Source organism: Sphingobium limneticum (assembly GCF_008710155.1).
GTDB lineage: Bacteria > Pseudomonadota > Alphaproteobacteria > Sphingomonadales > Sphingomonadaceae > Sphingobium > Sphingobium limneticum.
Genome location: NZ_VYPZ01000001.1, coordinates 231,473 through 247,876 on the forward strand (window position 1 = coordinate 231,473; position 16,404 = coordinate 247,876).

The 16,404-nt window shown below is 63.7% G+C and carries 14 protein-coding genes; 13 read left to right on the forward strand and 1 reads right to left on the reverse strand.

Features of this window, described 5'->3' with window-relative positions; translation table 11 throughout:
* The first annotated feature begins 48 nt into the window (after window positions 1–48).
* The 4 genes from F4U94_RS00915 to F4U94_RS00930 all read left to right on the forward strand — a co-directional run bounded on the left by F4U94_RS00915 (window position 49) and on the right by F4U94_RS00930 (window position 5,272).
* A complete protein-coding gene (locus tag F4U94_RS00915; RefSeq protein ID WP_120253171.1) occupies window positions 49–2,784 on the forward strand; it encodes a TonB-dependent receptor in 2,736 nt (911 codons plus the stop codon).
* An 89-nt stretch (window positions 2,785–2,873) separates the two neighbouring features.
* A complete protein-coding gene (locus F4U94_RS00920) occupies window positions 2,874–3,260 on the forward strand; it encodes a hypothetical protein (RefSeq protein ID WP_145986305.1) in 387 nt (128 codons plus the stop codon).
* Between the two features lie 86 nt (window positions 3,261–3,346).
* Window positions 3,347–4,261, forward strand: coding sequence for a dihydrodipicolinate synthase family protein (locus tag F4U94_RS00925; RefSeq protein WP_120253169.1), 915 nt, complete (start codon window positions 3,347–3,349; stop codon window positions 4,259–4,261).
* A 12-nt stretch (window positions 4,262–4,273) separates the two neighbouring features.
* A complete protein-coding gene (locus tag F4U94_RS00930; protein WP_120253168.1) occupies window positions 4,274–5,272 on the forward strand; it encodes a 4-hydroxyproline epimerase in 999 nt (332 codons plus the stop codon).
* A 31-nt stretch (window positions 5,273–5,303) separates the two neighbouring features.
* Here F4U94_RS00930 and F4U94_RS00935 read toward each other — a convergent pair whose 3' ends face one another.
* Window positions 5,304–5,768 (reverse strand): Lrp/AsnC family transcriptional regulator, encoded by a 465-nt coding sequence (locus F4U94_RS00935; protein ID WP_120253585.1) that lies wholly within the window; start codon window positions 5,766–5,768, stop codon window positions 5,304–5,306.
* A 115-nt stretch (window positions 5,769–5,883) separates the two neighbouring features.
* On the opposite strand from F4U94_RS00935, the gene alr reads away from it, so the two are divergent.
* The 9 genes from alr (at window position 5,884) to F4U94_RS00980 (ending at window position 16,402) form a co-directional block, all read left to right on the forward strand.
* Entirely contained in the window at window positions 5,884–7,005 is a 1,122-nt protein-coding gene (alr, locus tag F4U94_RS00940) for an alanine racemase (protein ID WP_120253167.1), read from the forward strand.
* Window positions 7,002–8,258 (forward strand): D-amino acid dehydrogenase, encoded by a 1,257-nt coding sequence (locus tag F4U94_RS00945; RefSeq protein ID WP_120253166.1) that lies wholly within the window; start codon window positions 7,002–7,004, stop codon window positions 8,256–8,258. The genes alr and F4U94_RS00945 overlap by 4 nt, the downstream gene beginning before the upstream one ends.
* A 16-nt stretch (window positions 8,259–8,274) precedes the next feature.
* Window positions 8,275–8,619: a RidA family protein gene (locus tag F4U94_RS00950; protein ID WP_120253165.1), complete on the forward strand. Its 345-nt coding sequence runs from the start codon at window positions 8,275–8,277 to the stop codon at window positions 8,617–8,619.
* An 82-nt stretch (window positions 8,620–8,701) separates the two neighbouring features.
* A complete protein-coding gene (locus F4U94_RS00955; protein ID WP_120253164.1) occupies window positions 8,702–9,574 on the forward strand; it encodes a Rossmann-like and DUF2520 domain-containing protein in 873 nt (290 codons plus the stop codon).
* A 92-nt stretch (window positions 9,575–9,666) separates the two neighbouring features.
* The gene (locus tag F4U94_RS00960; RefSeq protein WP_120253163.1) at window positions 9,667–10,536 is read left to right on the forward strand and encodes a LysR family transcriptional regulator; all 870 of its coding nucleotides are present in this window, start codon (window positions 9,667–9,669) and stop codon (window positions 10,534–10,536) included.
* A gap of 213 nt (window positions 10,537–10,749) precedes the next feature.
* The gene (locus F4U94_RS00965) at window positions 10,750–12,714 is read left to right on the forward strand and encodes a TonB-dependent receptor domain-containing protein (RefSeq protein ID WP_120253162.1); all 1,965 of its coding nucleotides are present in this window, start codon (window positions 10,750–10,752) and stop codon (window positions 12,712–12,714) included.
* Between the two features lie 118 nt (window positions 12,715–12,832).
* The gene (locus F4U94_RS00970; RefSeq protein ID WP_170267459.1) at window positions 12,833–13,489 is read left to right on the forward strand and encodes a TetR/AcrR family transcriptional regulator; all 657 of its coding nucleotides are present in this window, start codon (window positions 12,833–12,835) and stop codon (window positions 13,487–13,489) included.
* A 328-nt stretch (window positions 13,490–13,817) separates the two neighbouring features.
* Complete coding sequence (locus F4U94_RS00975) at window positions 13,818–14,798, forward strand: alpha/beta hydrolase (protein ID WP_120253161.1); 981 nt, start codon at window positions 13,818–13,820, stop codon at window positions 14,796–14,798.
* On the forward strand, window positions 14,798–16,402 hold the full coding sequence (locus F4U94_RS00980; RefSeq protein WP_120253160.1) for a carboxylesterase/lipase family protein: 1,605 nt from the start codon (window positions 14,798–14,800) through the stop codon (window positions 16,400–16,402). Before F4U94_RS00975 ends, F4U94_RS00980 begins: the two co-directional genes overlap by 1 nt.
* Window positions 16,403–16,404 lie beyond the last annotated feature (2 nt).

Consider the following 16,404-nt stretch of genomic DNA (forward strand, 5'->3'; position numbering starts at 1 on the left):
TATACGATATAAAGTCAGGCAGTCCGCCGGGGAATAAGGGGAAAGTGGATGAAGTCGCGTACGGTTCTCAACATGTCGGCGGCTTTGTCCGCATTGACTTTCGCGTCGCTATCGGTCGCGGCCATGGCGCAAGTCGCGCCGCAATCCCCGGACGAAGCGGCAGCCGCCAAGTCGGACATCATCGTCACCGGCGTGCGGGGCAGTGTGGAGGCGGCCGCCACCAAGAAGAAGAACAGCAAGCAGATCGTCGATTCCATCGTCGCCGAAGACGCCGGTAAATTGCCGGACAATAACGTTCCCGAAGCGCTTTCGCGCGTGACCGGCGTTCAGATCAATCGCGAACGCGGTCAGGGGCAGAACGTCACCATCCGCGGCCTCAGCCAGGTGCAGACCACCGTCAACGGCAATAACGTCAATCTGGGCACCGACCGGTCGATCAGCCTGGCGGATATTCCGGCCGAACTGCTGAAGTCTGTCGACGTATACAAGACCCGCACTGCCGATCAGGTCGAAGGTGGCATCGCGGGCACGGTGAACGTCGAACTGCGCCGCCCGCTGGACCTGAAAAAGGGTCTGACGGTCGCGGGCAGCCTGCGCGGCGCCTATGACGAATTTGCCGAGAAGGTCAGTCCCTATGCCAGCTTGCTGCTGGGCGACCGGTTCGAAACCGGCATGGGCGAAATGGGCTTTCTGCTCAACGGCAGCTGGACCAAGACCTATTATCAGGAAAATTACGTCGAGAGCGAGTCGCCGGACACCGTCTGCTGCGAAGGCGACGCGAACAGCCCGCTGAACAATCTGCCGGCCCAGTATCGTAACGCCGTCATTCCCTACCGTACCCAATATGGCACGGAAAGCGGCTATGTGACGCGCCCGTCGCTGAGCGGCGTGTTCCAGTGGAAGCCGTCCGACGCGCTCGAATTCATCCTGGAAGGCAGCTATATCGGATCGAAGGAGCGCCGCTCGATCGACAAGATGTGGACGCTCAATCGTGAGTTCGGCACCCAGTTCAGCGGTATCGAGCTGATGCCCGATGGGCAGACGATCAAGAAGCTGACCATCTCCAATCCGAACGGTGTGCCGGCCTATATCGAAGGCACCTACAACACGCTGAAGCGCGACCTCTACACCACCAATTTCGAAACCAACTGGCGCCCGACCGACCGCGCGCTCCTGCATTTCAGCACGCAATATAGCTGGTCGAAGGACAGCTATTATTATGTGCAGCAGATCCTGCGGCCTTATAATCTCCAGTCGGCCACGATCGATTTCGTGTCGAACAATTATTCCAAGCCGATCCCGTCGATCACCTTCAATGGCGGCGACATGACCGACCCCAGCCAATATGGCGTCAACCGCTTCCAGGATAATGCTGGCGTTTCCAAGAACAAGGAAATCGCCAGTCAGCTGGACCTGACGCTGGAACTGAGCGACAAGAGCCTGCTGCGTTCGCTCCAGACCGGTATTCGCTATAACCGGCGTGATGTGGATCGCTACTATGGCTATCGTGACGGTTTCCCCCGCGTGAATGGCAGGGATGCGCCGCTGACCAGCTTCCCCGGTGGCGATCAGGTATCGCTGATCGGGCCGGATCTGGCGGGATCGCCGCAATGGTATCGCATTCCCGGCAAGGCGCTGCTCGACAGCATCGACGCGGTGCGCGCCTATATTCAGGCGACCGATCCGGGCAATGCGGTCCGCTTCTCCAGCGAACTGCCGCCCAGCGATCAGGGGCAGACGTTCACGTCGAAGGAAAACACCTTCGCGGCCTATGCCCAGCTCAACTATGGCTTCGACGTCGGCTTCCCCATCGACGGCGTGGTCGGCCTGCGTGCGGTCAACACCTGGGGCAGCTCGACAAGCTTCCAATATCGGATCGGGCCGGCGGCACAGAGCTCTCCGCTGATCATCGAGGAAAGTTCGGGCCGCGGCAATTTCATGGATTATCTGCCCAGCGTCACCGCGACGCTGCATTTCGATCCCAAGACGCAGTTGCGCCTGTCCTACACCACCAACGTCTCGCGCCCCAGCTTCTATGACCTGCGGCCCTTCTTCTTCGTCGATCCCAATGCGGCCAGCCCGCGCGTCGACGCCGGCAACCCGGATCTGAAGGCGCAGCGCGAATGGTCGGTCGATGCCAGCCTGGAACATTATTTCGGTCGTGCCGGCTCGGCATCGGTCGCGGGCTATTATAAGAAGGCGAGCAACTGGACCTATTATAGCAACGAGATCGTCGGCGATCTGGCGGAATATGGTCTGCCCGGCCGCAGCGGTTCGGTGGCGCAGCTGCGCAATGCGGGCGACGGCGAATTTTACGGCGTGGAAGCACAGGTCCAGAGCTTCTTCGACTTCCTGCCGGGCGTATGGAAGAATTTCGGCGCCAGCCTGAACGTGACCCGCGTTCTCCAGGCGCGTGTCGAATATCCTTATCCTGAGGATTTCCCGGGTGCGTTCGATTCGGTTGACACGTCGAAATGGACCGCCAACGCCGCGCTCTATTACGACACGCCCAAGTTCAGCACGCGCGTCGCCTTCAACTATCGGTCGCCCTACCGCCTGTTCGTGTGGACCGACAATCCCGCCTATAGCTGGTATAATGGCGCGACCCATCGTCTGGACGCGGCGGTCAACTATACGCCCGTCAAGTTCATGACGCTGTCGATCGAAGGCACCAACCTGACCGGCAACGATCCCTATCGTTATTTCGGCAAGCAGAACCTGCTGCCGCTGGGCGTCCGCACCATGGCGCGGACGGTGCAGGGCAGCGTGCGCTTCCGCTTCTGATCGTGAAACCGATCGACGCAAAAGCATAGGGGAGGGGGCTGCAGCAGCGATGTCGCAGCCCCTTTTCGTTCGATGGGAAGGAGGTGATCGTGGCGAAAGGCTATGGATTGTGGGCGGCGGCAGGTGCGATCCTGCTCCATACGCCGTTGGGGGCGAAGGCACCGGAGCGGCGCTGCGTCCTGCAAAGCCGGGTGGCGGCGCCCGTGGTGCGCGATGATCGGCGACTCTATTTCCGGGGACAACCGGACCGCCGGCAATCCTATATCGCTGTCTTCAAGGGCGGCGATTGTTCCGGCCTGACACCCTTTGCCACGGCCGTCGTGGAAACGACCGGTGCGGGTTATTGCGAGGGCGACAAGGTGCGTGCCGTCATCCTGCCCAGTGCCATATCCGGCCCGATCTGCGTGATCGATCACCTCATGCCCTTCGCCGGCGACGTGGACGATCCGGTGCCCGATGAGAGCGGTAACAATTGATTGCCGCACTGCAAAAAAGCCATTGCAGCCTCTAATTTAATATCGTATACGATATTTATACCAGCAAAAAAGGCAGGAAGAACATTATGGCAATTGGTTGGAAGGGCGTGTTTCCGGCGGTCACCACGCAGCTGCGTGAAGATCTGTCGATCGACCTCGCCGACACGCAGCGCGTCGTCGACGATCTGGTCAAGGACGGCGTCACCGGCGTGATTGCGTTGGGGACTGTGGGCGAAAACAATTCGCTGGACTATGATGAGAAGGTCAGCGTTCTGTCCGCGATCGTCGAAGTCGTGGACGGTCGCGTGCCGGTCATCACGGGCGTGTCGGAGTTCGACACCCGCCGCGCCGTCCGCTACGCGCAGGCCGCCGAAAAGGCTGGTGCCGACGGTCTGATGCTGCTGCCCCCGATGGTCTATGTTCCCAAGGCACATGAACTGGTCAATCATTTCAAGGGCGTTGCCGACCAGACCGGCCTGCCGATCATGCTTTACAACAACCCGCCGGCCTACCGCACCGTCATCGACCAGGAGGTTCTGACCGCCCTGATCGACGTCGAGAATATCGTCGCGGTCAAGGAATCGGCGCCCGATACCCGTCGCTTCACCGACTTCCGCAACGCGTTCGGCGATCGCTACACGCTGTTCGCCGGTCTGGACGACGTTGCGCTGGAGGGCCTGTATCTGGGCGCGCAGGGCTGGGTGTCGGGCCTGACCAACGCCTTCCCCAAGGAATCGGTGGAACTGGTCCGCGCCTTCGAACGGGGCGACCATGGCAAGGCGATGGAAATCTATCGCTGGTTCATGCCGCTGCTGCACCTGGATGCCGAACATGACCTGGTCCAGTCGATCAAGCTGGCCGAAGAAGTGATGGGCCGCGGGTCGGAGCGCGTGCTGCCGCCGCGCTATGTGTTGCAGGGCGAACGCCGCGCCGAAGTGATCGCGATGGTCGAAAAGGCCGCCGCGACCCGTCCGGACCTGTCGGTCGCCGCTGCGGCCTGATAGGGAGCGGCGATGCGTCACACTTTCTTCTGCATCGATGGCCATACGGCCGGAAACCCCGTCCGCCTCGTCGCGGGCGGGGCGCCGCTGCTGCGCGGCGCCTCCATGTCGGAACGGCGGCAGGATTTCCTGAACCGCTTCGACTGGATCCGCACCGGCCTGTGCTTCGAGCCGCGCGGGCATGACATGATGTCGGGCGGCTTCCTCTATCCGCCGACCCTGCCGGATGCCGACATCGGCATTTTGTTCATCGAAACCAGCGGTTGCTTGCCGATGTGCGGCCATGGGACGATCGGCATCATCACCTTTGGCCTGGAACATGGTCTGATCGTGCCGACGACACCGGGACGGCTGAAGGTCGAAGTGCCGGCGGGCGTGATCGACATCGCCTATGAAACGGAGGGGCAGAAGGTGACCGCCGTGCGCATCACCAATGTCCCCGCCTATGTCGCGGCCAGGGGGATCGACGTCGATGTGGAGGGCATCGGCCCACTGAGCGTCGATGTGTCCTATGGCGGCAATTATTATGCGATCATCGAACCGCAGGGCGCTTATACCGGTCTGGACGATATGGGCGCGGCGCGCCTGATTGAACTCAGCGGTCGCATCCGTTCGGCGATCCGCGAGAAATATGAGCCGGTCCATCCGCTCGACCCGACCATCCGCGGGGTCAGCCATATCCTGTGGGCAGACAAGCCAAGAGGGGACGGGGCCGATGGCCGCAACGCCGTCTTCTACGGCGACAAGGCGATCGACCGCAGCCCGTGCGGTACCGGTACGTCCGCCCGTCTGGCGCATCTGGCAGCGTCCGGGCGGCTCAACGTCGGCGACCGCTTCGTCCATGAAAGCTATATCGGCAGCCGTTTCATCGGCCGGGTCGAGGAAGCTGTGGAGTTGGGCGGGGAAGCCGCGATCATCCCGTCGATCGAAGGATCGGCGATCGCGACCGGCTTCAACACCATCTGGATCGATCAGGCCGACAGTTTCTGGTCCGGCTTTCAGGTAAAATGATATCGCGGGCGGGGGCTTTACGGCTCCCGCCTCACCCCTTGCCGCGCCGGGGGCGCAGGCCATCGCGCATCGCGATGTTGCTGTTGATCCGGGTCACGCCGGGCAGGCGCGACAATATCTCGCCATGGATGCGTTCATAGGCGTCCACGCTGTCCACCTCCACCCGCAGCCAGTAATCGACCGATCCGGTCATCAGGAAACATTCCCGCACCTCCGGACATTGTCGTACGGCATGTTCGAAGCGGGACAGATAATCCTCGGTCTGGCGGTCCAGCGTCACCTGCACCAGCACATTGACGATCGCGCCTTCGTCCCGCCCGCCGGTGATGAGCGTATAGCCGCGAATATAGCCTTCCGTTTCCAGCTGACGAATGCGACGATGGCAGGCGGAGGGGGACAAGCCCACTTCCGCCGCGATATCCGCGTTGGAGCGGCGCGCATTGAGTTTCAGCAGGCGCAGAATCGCCCGATCGGCATTGTCCAGTGCACTGGCCATTTGTACGAATCCTTTCGAACGATCGGTCGAATATGGGATATTATTCGAAAAATTGCGTGCATTTTGCATGCCTATTCGAAGAAACGTCGGATAGCTTGACCGGTATCGGAAGGGGATGGCGATGGATTATGGGACTGCGGGCAGCCTGCGCATCGACCTGAGCGCGCTGGTGGCCAATTACCGGACGATCGCGGCGCAGGTCGCGCCGGCTGCGGTGGCGGGCGTGGTCAAGGCGGACGCCTATGGCCTTGGCGCGGTGCCTGTGTCGCACGCGTTGCTGGACGCAGGGTGCCGTCATTTCTTCGTCGCCCATCTGGGGGAGGCGAAGGCGCTCAAACCCCATTTGCCGGCCGACGCCACCCTCTATATCCTGAATGGCTTACGCCCCGGTGCCGAGGCGGAATGTGCCGCGATCGGCGCGGTGCCGGTGCTCAACGCGCTGGTGCAGCTGGACGCATGGGCCGCCACGGCACGCGCGTCGGGCGGCACGCTGCCGGGCGTGGTGCAGGTGGATAGCGGCATGTCGCGTCTCGGCCTGACGCCCGAGGAACTGGCTATCCTGCGAGCACAGCCCGAGCGGCTGGACGGGATTGATGTCCAACTGGTAATGACTCACCTCGCCTGTGCGGATGAGCCGTCCAGCCCGGTCAATGCCGACCAGCGTGCGCTGTTCGACCAGATTGCGGTGCAATTTCCCAGCGTGCCGCGTTCCATCGACAATTCGGGCGGGGCGATGGCGCCCGACGTACGGCATGGCGACATCGTGCGCGCCGGCATCGCGCTTTATGGCGGCGCGCCGCATGGGCCGCCCAATCCGATGGCGGCCGTGGTCGCGCTCGACGCTTATATCATGCAGTTGCGGCAGGTGCCGGCCGGCGCGGGCGTGGGCTATGGCCTGACCCATCATTGCGATCGACCGACGCAGGTTGCCACCATTTCGGTCGGCTATGCCGATGGCTGGCCACGCCATGTCAGCGGGCGCGGGAGCGCTTATATCGGCGGCCTCCGCGTCCCCGTCATCGGCCGGGTGTCGATGGATAGCATGGCGCTCGATGTCACGGACCTGCCCGCCGACCTGCTCTATCCCGGCGCGCCGGTCGAATTGCTCGGCCCGCACCAGAGGATCGACGATGTCGCCGCGCAGGCCGGCACGATCAGCTATGAAATATTGACCCGCCTCGGCAGCCGTTACGACCGGACCTATCTGCCCGCGATTCTGGAGAGCATCGAGCCATGAAGATCGTCATATTGGGTGGCGGCGTGATCGGCGTCACGTCGGCATGGTATCTGGCCGAGGCCGGGCATGAGGTGGTCGTAGTCGATCGCCAGACCGGCGTGGCGCAGGAAACCAGCTTCGCCAATGCCGGTGAGATTTCGCCGGGCTATGCCTCCCCCTGGGCCGCGCCGGGCATTCCCGCCAAGGCGCTGCGCTGGCTGTTCATGCAGCATGCGCCGCTGATCCTGCGCCCCAAGGTCGACATGGCGATGCTGCGCTGGCTGGTGGCGATGCTGGGCAATTGCAACGCGACCGACTATCGCATCAACAAGGGGCGGATGGTGCGGCTGGCCGAACATAGCCGCGACCGGCTGATCGCGCTGCGGGCGCAAACCGGCATAAGCTATGACGAGCGCAGCCAGGGGACGTTGCAGCTGTTCCGTGAGCAGAAGCAGATGGACGGCATCGCCAAGGATATCGAGGTGCTGCGCGCCGACAATGTGCCCTTCGAAGTGCTGGATCGCGCCGGATGCCTGGCCGCCGAACCGGGGCTGGCCGCCAGCGAAGCGTCGATCTTGGGCGGCCTGCGCCTGCCCAATGATGAGACGGGCGACTGTTTCAAATTCACCAACGCGCTGGCGGAGATGGCGAAGGCGCGCGGCGTGCAATTCCTGATGGGCCGCACCATTCGCGGCCTCGCGACGGAGGGTGGCCGCATCGCCCATGTCGACACGGCGGAAGGGCCGGTGAAAGGCGATGCCTATCTGGTCGCGATGGGCAGCTATTCGCCGCTGGTCGTGGCGCCGCTCGGCCTGCGCCTGCCGGTCTATCCGGTGAAGGGCTATTCGATCACCGTGCCGATCGTGCAGGAGCAAGGTGCGCCGGTGTCGACCCTGCTCGATGAAAGCTACAAGGTGGCGATCACCCGGCTGGGCGATCGCATCCGGGTCGGCGGCATGGCCGAATTGTCGGGCTATACCAACGACCTGCCGCAGGCGCGGCGCGATACGCTGGACCATAGTGTCGGCACGCTCTTCCCCGGTGCGGGCGACCTCAGCCGTGCGACATTCTGGAGCGGGCTGCGGCCGATGACGCCGGATTCCACCCCGGTGGTCGGCGCGACGAAGATCGACAATCTGTTCCTCAATACCGGCCATGGCACGCTGGGCTGGACCATGGCCTGCGGGTCGGGCCATGTCATCGCCGACATCATGAGCGGGCGCGCGCCGGCGATCGAGACGGCCGACCTTGCGCTGTCGCGCTATCGCAACTGATATTCAAGGAGACATCATGACCATCACCCGCATCGAAACCGGCCCGCGCATGAGCGAAATCGTCATTCATGGCGACACCGTCTATCTGGCCGGGCAGGTCGGCGAAGGCGACAGCGTCACCGCGCAGACGAAGAGCGCGCTGGAGGAAATCGAACGCCTGCTGGCCCTGGCCGGCAGCAACAAGGCGCATATCCTGCGCGCCACCATCTGGCTGGCGGACATGGCGGATTTCGAGGAGATGAACGCGGTGTGGGACGGCTGGATTGCCGACGTGCCCGCACCCACCCGCGCCACCGGCGAAGCGAAGCTGGCGACGCCGGATTACAAGGTGGAAATCATCATCATCGCGGCGGTCGCCTGATCCAATGCCGGGCGGCGCAGCAGATCGCCCCTGACGGCAGAAAAGGGTTCGCCCTTCCATCGTGACGCTTTAAGCCTTCATCATGGACAGCACCCCTTCCTATCGCCGGGTCGGCATCATCGGCTCCGGCCGCGTAGCGGCGGCCATGGCCATGGCCTTGCAAACCCATATCGCGGCGCCGCTGCTGGTCTGGGGGCGTGATCCGGCCCGGCGTGACGCACTGGTCGCGACGGTTCCAGGCAGCAGCGCTGCTCCGGATTGGGCGACGGTGGCGCAGCAGTGCGACCTGATCCTGATCGCCGTGTCGGACGATGCGATTGCCGGCGTCGTTACGGATCTTGCCGCCTGCCTGCCCGATGGCGTGACCCCCTTCATCCTGCATCTGAGCGGACGCAGTGGGGCGGCCTTGCTGCGCCCCTTGCAACAGCGTGGCGCACTGACGGCGGCGGTGCATCCGGCCATGACCTTCACCGGCAATCCCGCGCAGGAGGTCGCCCGCATGATGGGCGCAACTTTTGTCATCACCGCCGACGACGCCCCCGCCATCGCCGCGGCGCGGGCACTGGTCGCCTTGCTTGGCGGCGTGGCGGAGCAGGTCGGGGAGGGGCAGCGCGCCCTCTATCATGCGGCATTGTGCCATGCGGCCAATCATCTGGTCACGCTGATCGCCGGATCGCGCGAGGCGCTGACGGCGGCGGGGATCGGCGATCCGGCCGCGCTGCTGGGGCCGCTGGTTCGCGCCGCGCTGGACAACAGCCTGGATCGTGGCATGGCAGCGCTGTCCGGCCCCCTGCTGCGCGGGGACATGGACACGATCGGCCGGCATCTGGCCGCACTGTGCGCCGACCAGCCGCATCTTTTGCCAGCCTATCGCGCCATGGCGGGCGCGACGCTGGATGCGATGGAGAAACATGGCCAGTCCGTGTCTCCTTCGTTGCGAACCATGTTGGATTGACCGCACGGCTTGAACCACCTCTGCGCGCTGGCTAATGCGACGAAATCGCAATCCGGAGCCAGCCGATCAAGCCCATCGATCTCAATCTGCTGATGACGCTCAGCATGCTGCTGCAAACCCGCAGCGTCAGCCGGTCGGCTCAGCGGCTGGGGCTGAGCCAGCCGACGGTCAGCCGGGCGTTGGGGCAATTGCGGCAGTTGCTGGCCGACCCGCTGCTGGTACGATCAGGCGGGGGCATGACGCTGACTCAGCGGGGCGAGGCACTGGCCCAGCCGCTCGAAGCCTGGCTGGCGATGAGCAGTGCGTTGCTGGAACCGGTGAGTTTCGATCCGGCCGTGCTGGATCGGAATTTCCGCGTGGCCGCGACCGATTATGGCGTCTTGTCGGTGGTATCGCCCGCGTTGCCCGCGATCGGTGCGGCGGCGCCCAACTGCGGGATAGATGTTTCCGCCTTCTCCGACGACATGTTCAAGAAACTGGTGTCGGGTGAACTGGACCTCATCATCTACGGCTTCGAACCGGACCTGTCGCTGACCCATGCGCGCCATCTGTTCCGTGAAACCCAATCGTTGATCGTGCGGCGCGATCATCCGATCGCTGCGGGGGGATCGGACGCGCCGGTTTCGCTCGATACCTATCTTGGCTGGCCACATGTCGCGGTCACGATCGGCGATCCCGATGTCGATCATGTCCAGTCCTGCCTGGGCGATCGGGTGTCAGAGCGGCAGCTGGTGGCGCGTCTGCCCTATTTCTATGCCGCGCCCGACCTGATCGGCGCGACCGACGCGATCCTGACCATGCCGACCCGCGCGGCCGGGCGGTTTGCCTGCTCGCATGGCTTTGCCTGTCTCCCTTCGCCGACGGAGATTAAAGGCTTCGATTATTGGGTGCTCTGGCACGAGCGCAGCGCCCGCGATCCCGCGACCTTGTGGCTGATCGACCAGCTGGCCGCCGCCGTCTGACGATCATATCAGGCAAATACGCTATTCAAATTTGATATTTGGCATATCTTTGTCAATGCGACAGATGCGGCTGCGAAGCAATCGCATCTGAGAGTGCCGCCAAGGCGCCGGGGGACTTCCAAAAATCACGTCATCGCCGGGCTGCGCTTCTGTCGCAGTCTGATCCAAGGGGCGCGTCCGCGTCCATCCTGTCGTTCAACCCAAGGACTTTCCATGAAGGCCCAGACCCTTTTGCGCGCCAGCAGCGCACTTGCCGCCATCCTTGTTCCCGCCTGCGCCTTTGCGGCCGATGTCGCCGCCGACGGCGATCAGATCGTCGTAACTGCGGCCGGTCGCGAGCAGGAGGTGCGCGACGCGCCGGCCTCCATCACCGTCATCAACCGCGAGACGCTGGACCGCATGCCCTATCGCGAAGTCACCGACGCGCTGATGGAGGTTCCGGGCGTTACCGTCACGCCGGGTGAGGGCAACAGCCGCGACATCTCCATTCGCGGCATGGCGCCGCAATATACGCTGATCCTGGTCGATGGTAAGCGCCTGTCGTCTCGTGAATCCCGCACCAATGGCGGCAATATCAGCGAAGGCGGTCAGCTGCCCCCGCTCGAAGCGATCGAGCGGATCGAAATCGTGCGCGGTCCGATGTCTTCCCTCTACGGGTCGGATGCGATGGGCGGCGTCGTCAACATCATCACCCGGCGCATCGGTGGCGACTGGCGCGGCAGTGCGCGGGTCAATGGCACGATGCAGCTGGGCAGCGACTATGGCAATTTTGCGGACGGCAATTTCTATCTGTCCGGCCCGGTGACCAAGGGCGTCGGCATTCAGTTGCAGGGCGCGATCAACCGTCGCGAAGGCGACAAGGTGATCGGCGGCACACCGGAACGCCATGACGAAAGCCTGGCGGCCAAGCTGGGTTTCGCGCTCAACGACAATCATGAAATCCTGCTGGAGGCCGGCTATTATCGCCAGAAGGTCACGCAGATTTCCGGCGAGACGATCGAGGCGACCACGGCCGCGCCGGCCGGCACGGTCGATATTCAGGACCAGAAGCGCAAGGTCGCGTCGATCAGCCATAGCGGCAAATGGGGTTTCGCCTCGTCGGAATCCTATGTCCAATATGAAGACGCAAAGAATGTCACTTCGCAGAAGGAAGTGAAGAACACGGTCGCGCAGAGCCTGTGGGTCGTGCCGCTTCCCTCCAACACGCTGACCCTTGGCGGTTTCTACCGCTATGAGGATCTGACCGACCTGACCGGCAATCTCCTGGCCGGTTCAACCACCACCGGGACGACCCGGACCAGCTGGGCCTTGTTCGCCGAAAACGAACTGAAGCTGCTTGATGGGCTGGCGCTGACCGGCGGCATCCGCATGGACAATGACGAGCAATATGGCGTCCATTGGACCCCGCGCGTCTATGCGGTGTGGAACATCAATCCGGCGCTGACGCTCAAGGGCGGCTATTCGCAGGGTTTCCGCGCGCCCAGCCTGCGCCAGACCATCCCCGACTGGGGCCAGTCCAGCCGCGGCGGCACCATCTATGGCAACCCGGATTTGGAAGCGGAAACCAGCCGTACGATCGAGGCGGCGTTGCTCTTCTCGCGCGGGCGCTTCAACGCCAGCCTGACCGCCTATGACACGCGCTTCAACGACAAGATCACCCGCGTCACCTGCGCAGTGGCGAACGCCTGGTGCACGGGTGAGCCAGTCAGTTCGATCGGCCGCCCGCCCACGACCTATGTGAATGTGGACAAGGCCAAGGTGCGCGGCATCGAATTGTCGGTCGATTTCCCGCTGACCAACACGCTGCGCGTCAACGCCAGCGGCACATTGACCGATTCCGAGCAGTTGACCGGCACGGCGGCGGGCGCTGCGCTGAACGACACGCCCAAGCAACAGGCCAACGCCTCGCTGAACTGGAAGCCTGACGATCGCCTGTCCGCCTATGCCCGCGCCGTCTATCGCGGCAAGGAAGCCGTGACGGAGGCGCAGATCAGCGGCACCAACATCTTCGCCGCCAGCTATACGGTGGTGGATATAGGCGCATCCTACAAGATCACGCCGGCCTTCACTTTCCATGGCGGCGTGCAGAATCTGTTCGACAAGCGACTGGATTATGATGCGTCCGGCTATGTGATCGATCCGGCCCGCATCTGGATGGGGGTCGGGGTCCGCTTCTGATCCATGAAGGTGCCGCGCGTCCTTTGGGCGGGCGGCACCTTGTCATTCCCGTGCATCCTCTCTTGTATGGCGCGGCGCTGGCAAGCTATGCCAGTTCCAAACAGAGAAGGATGGATGCGTGGCCAGATCGCCGACGAATATACTGAACAAGGCGAGTGGACGGGCCGGCGAGGCGGAGGAAACCCGCCTGAACATATTGGACGTCGCGACGCTGGAATTTGCCGACAAGGGGTTGAGCGGCGCGCGCATCGACGAGATCGCCGAACGGACCGATGCGTCCAAGCGCATGATCTATTATTATTTCGGCAGCAAGGAAGGCCTGTACCGCGCGGTGCTGGAGCGCGCTTATACGGCGGTGCGCGAAATCGATGCTGACAATACACGCAGCGACTTGGACCCGGACGCCGCGCTGCGCGATGTGGTCGGCGCTACGTTCGACTATCACCACCAGCATCCCGAATTCGTGCGGCTGGTGATGAACGAGAATATCCTGCGCGGCGCGCATATCGGCGAAATTCCCGGCATTCGCGAACGCAACCGCAAGGTGGTGGAGCAGCTGCGCAACATATTGGCGCGCGGTGTCGCCAGCGGCCATTTCCGCGAAGGGATCGACCCGCTGGAACTGCATATGACGATCAGCGCACTCTGCTTTTACAATGTCTCCAACCGCTACACCGTCTCCTACGGCTTCGAACGCGATGTGACCGCGCCCAAGATATTGGCGCGGCGTCGGGGCAATGTGGTCGATATCGTCGAAAGCTGGTGCCGCGCCTGAAACACAAGTGGCAGCGCGACTTCTGGCCTGAATATGCCAAAGCTGTCCAATAATCGGCGTCATGCTGAATTATTTCAGCATCCATTTCTCCCCATAAGCGAACGATGCATGGATGCATGGATGCATGGATGCATGGATGCATGGATGCACGATGGATGCTGAAATAATTTAGCATGACGTTGGATAGGGGGCGAGCTTAGTTGTCTTCGGCCCCGGCCACTTCTCACGCATTATCCTGCACATCATCATCATCGCGCTTGCCTTGCGCATCGTCGATGATATCAATGTACGAAATAGTTAGCACAAGAATCGCGAACGGGAGAGGATTATGCGCAAGCGTATCACGCTATCTTTGGGTCTGGCCCTGCTGACCGCCGCCATGCCGGCCCAGGCTCAGCCGCCGTCCCCCGCGACATCGCCAGAACCCGCGTTGGGCGATCCGATGCCCGACCGTATCCTGACGCTGGCCAATGGCGTCACGGTCAATAGTGACATCGCCTATTCGACCATCCCGGGCTATCGGCCCATCATCCTCGACCTCTATCGCCCCGCGCAGCAGGCCAAGCCGCTGCCGCTGGTCATCTACATCCATGGCGGCGGCTGGGCGAACGGCCATACCCGTCAGTCCGGCGCATTCAGCGATTTTCCCGCCGTGCTGGCCGACCTGTCGGCGCGGGGCTATGTCGTCGCCTCGCTCGAATATCGGCTGTCGAAGGAAGCGCCTTTCCCCTCCGCGATCGACGATGTGCGCACCGCCATCCGCTACCTGCGCGCCAATGCCGCACGCTTCGGGCTGGATGGTCGCCATGTCGCGGTTTGGGGCGGCTCGGCTGGCGGGCAACTCGCGGCGCTGGCCGCCCTGCAATGCGGCAGCGCGCCGACTGGCGAGGACAAGAGCAATCCGGGGCAGAGCGATTGCGTGCAGGCGGGTGTCGGCTGGTACGGCGTCTATGATTTCGCGACCATGCCGCAGGCGATCGCCGGCGCGGAGAACGCCTATCTCGACTGCGTGAAGCCCGATTGTCCGGCCGACCGCATCAAGGCCGCCAGCCCTGCCGCCCATGTCGATGCCAAGGATCCGCCGATGCTGCTGATCCACGGCACCGACGATAAGGTCGTGCCCGCCGACCAGTCGCGCCAATTGGCAGCCGCGCTGAAGGCCGCCCGCGTCCCCGTCACGCTGGAGATCATTCCCGGCGTCGGCCATAGCTGGATCGGTGCCGATGCCGCCGCGACCCGCGCGGCGTCCCTGCGCGCGCTGGACCTGACCTTCCGCTTCTTCGACACGCAGCTCAAGGGCCAGAAATAATGCGCCGGCTGCTGCTGGCACCCGGTTTAATTCTGGGCTTGCTCCTCTCATCGGTCGCGCCGGCGCAGATCGTCGCGCAATCGACCGGCGATCCAGTTCGAACCGATGCGGGCCTGATCGATGGCAAGACCTTGGCATCGGGCGTGCGGGCCTGGCTGGGCGTGCCCTTCGCCGCGCCGCCGGTGCGCGACCTGCGCTGGCGCGATCCGCAGCCCCATGCGCGCTGGGACGGCGTCTGGCATGCGGATCGCCCTGCGCCCGAATGTATCCAGCCGCTGCGCGCCCGCAACCTCAACCATTATTTCGGCGAGGAGGCGACCAGTGAGGATTGTCTCTATCTCAATATCTGGGCGCCGCCCGGCCCTGCGCCGGCTGGCGGCTATCCGGTCGTCACCTGGATCTATGGCGGCGGCTTCAACATCGGATCGGCCTCCATGGCCAATTATGCGGGCGAAGCGCTGGCGGCCAAGGGGGTCGTCTATGTCGCCATCGCCTATCGTGTGGGGCCGTTGGGCTTCCTCGCTCACCCTGAACTCAGCGCCGAAAATGGTGGCAAGTCGGGCAATTACGGCCTGAAGGATCAGGTAGCGGCGCTCCGCTGGATCAAAGCGAATATCGCCGGCTTCGGCGGCAATCCGGCCAATGTCACGATCGCGGGCCAATCGGCCGGGTCGATGTCCGTCTCGCTGCTTCAGGCCAGCCCCGCGACCAAGGGCCTGTTCCAGCGCGCCGTCGGCATGAGCGGTGGCGCCTTTGGGGACATCGGTACACCCGCGCCGCTGAAGGAAGCGGAAGCCGAAGGCATCGCCGTGCAAGCGGCGTTGGGCGTCCAGTCGATCGAACAGATGCGCGACATGCCTGCCGACAAGCTGATCGCGCTCGCCGCGCCGGTCCGCCGCCGCCCGATCGTGATCGACGGGGAGGTCGTGGCGCAAACCCCGGCCGCTGCCTTCGCCGCCGGGCGCCAGAATGACGTGCCGTTGCTGCTGGGCTTTACCCGCGACGAAAGCTTCCGCTCGCTAGGCCCCATCGCATCGGTCGCCGATTATGCAGCGGCCGTGCGCCGGGCCTTCCCGGACAAGGCGGACGCGATCCTGCAACGCTACCCCGCTCGCACGACGCAGGAGGCGCAGCGGCAAGCCCGCGATATCGAGCGCGATTCCACCCTCAATGCGCAGATGGCGCAATGGGCGCTGGCGCAGGCCGCCACCGGCAAGGCACCGGTCCACGCCTATTTCTTTACCCGCGTTCACCCTTATAGCCCCGCTGTGCGCTTCGCCGATCATGATCCCGCGACGGTGGGCGCCTATCATAGCGCCGACATTCCCTATTGGCTGGGGACGCTGGGCAGTCTCAACCTGTTCCGCACGACCCGCGACTGGACGCCGGTGGATCAGGCGCTGTCGGCCGAGATGATGGATCATCTGGTGGCCTTCGCCCGCACCGGCGAACCGGTTGCGAACTGGCCCGCCTTCACGCCGCGCAAGCCCATGCTGCTGCAATTGGGCGAGACGCGCAGCATGATCCCATGGCCGCATTTCGCCGACTGGTCGCTGTTCGGCGATGCGCCGCCACCTGCCGAGCGGCCCAAGGTTCGGGATTGATG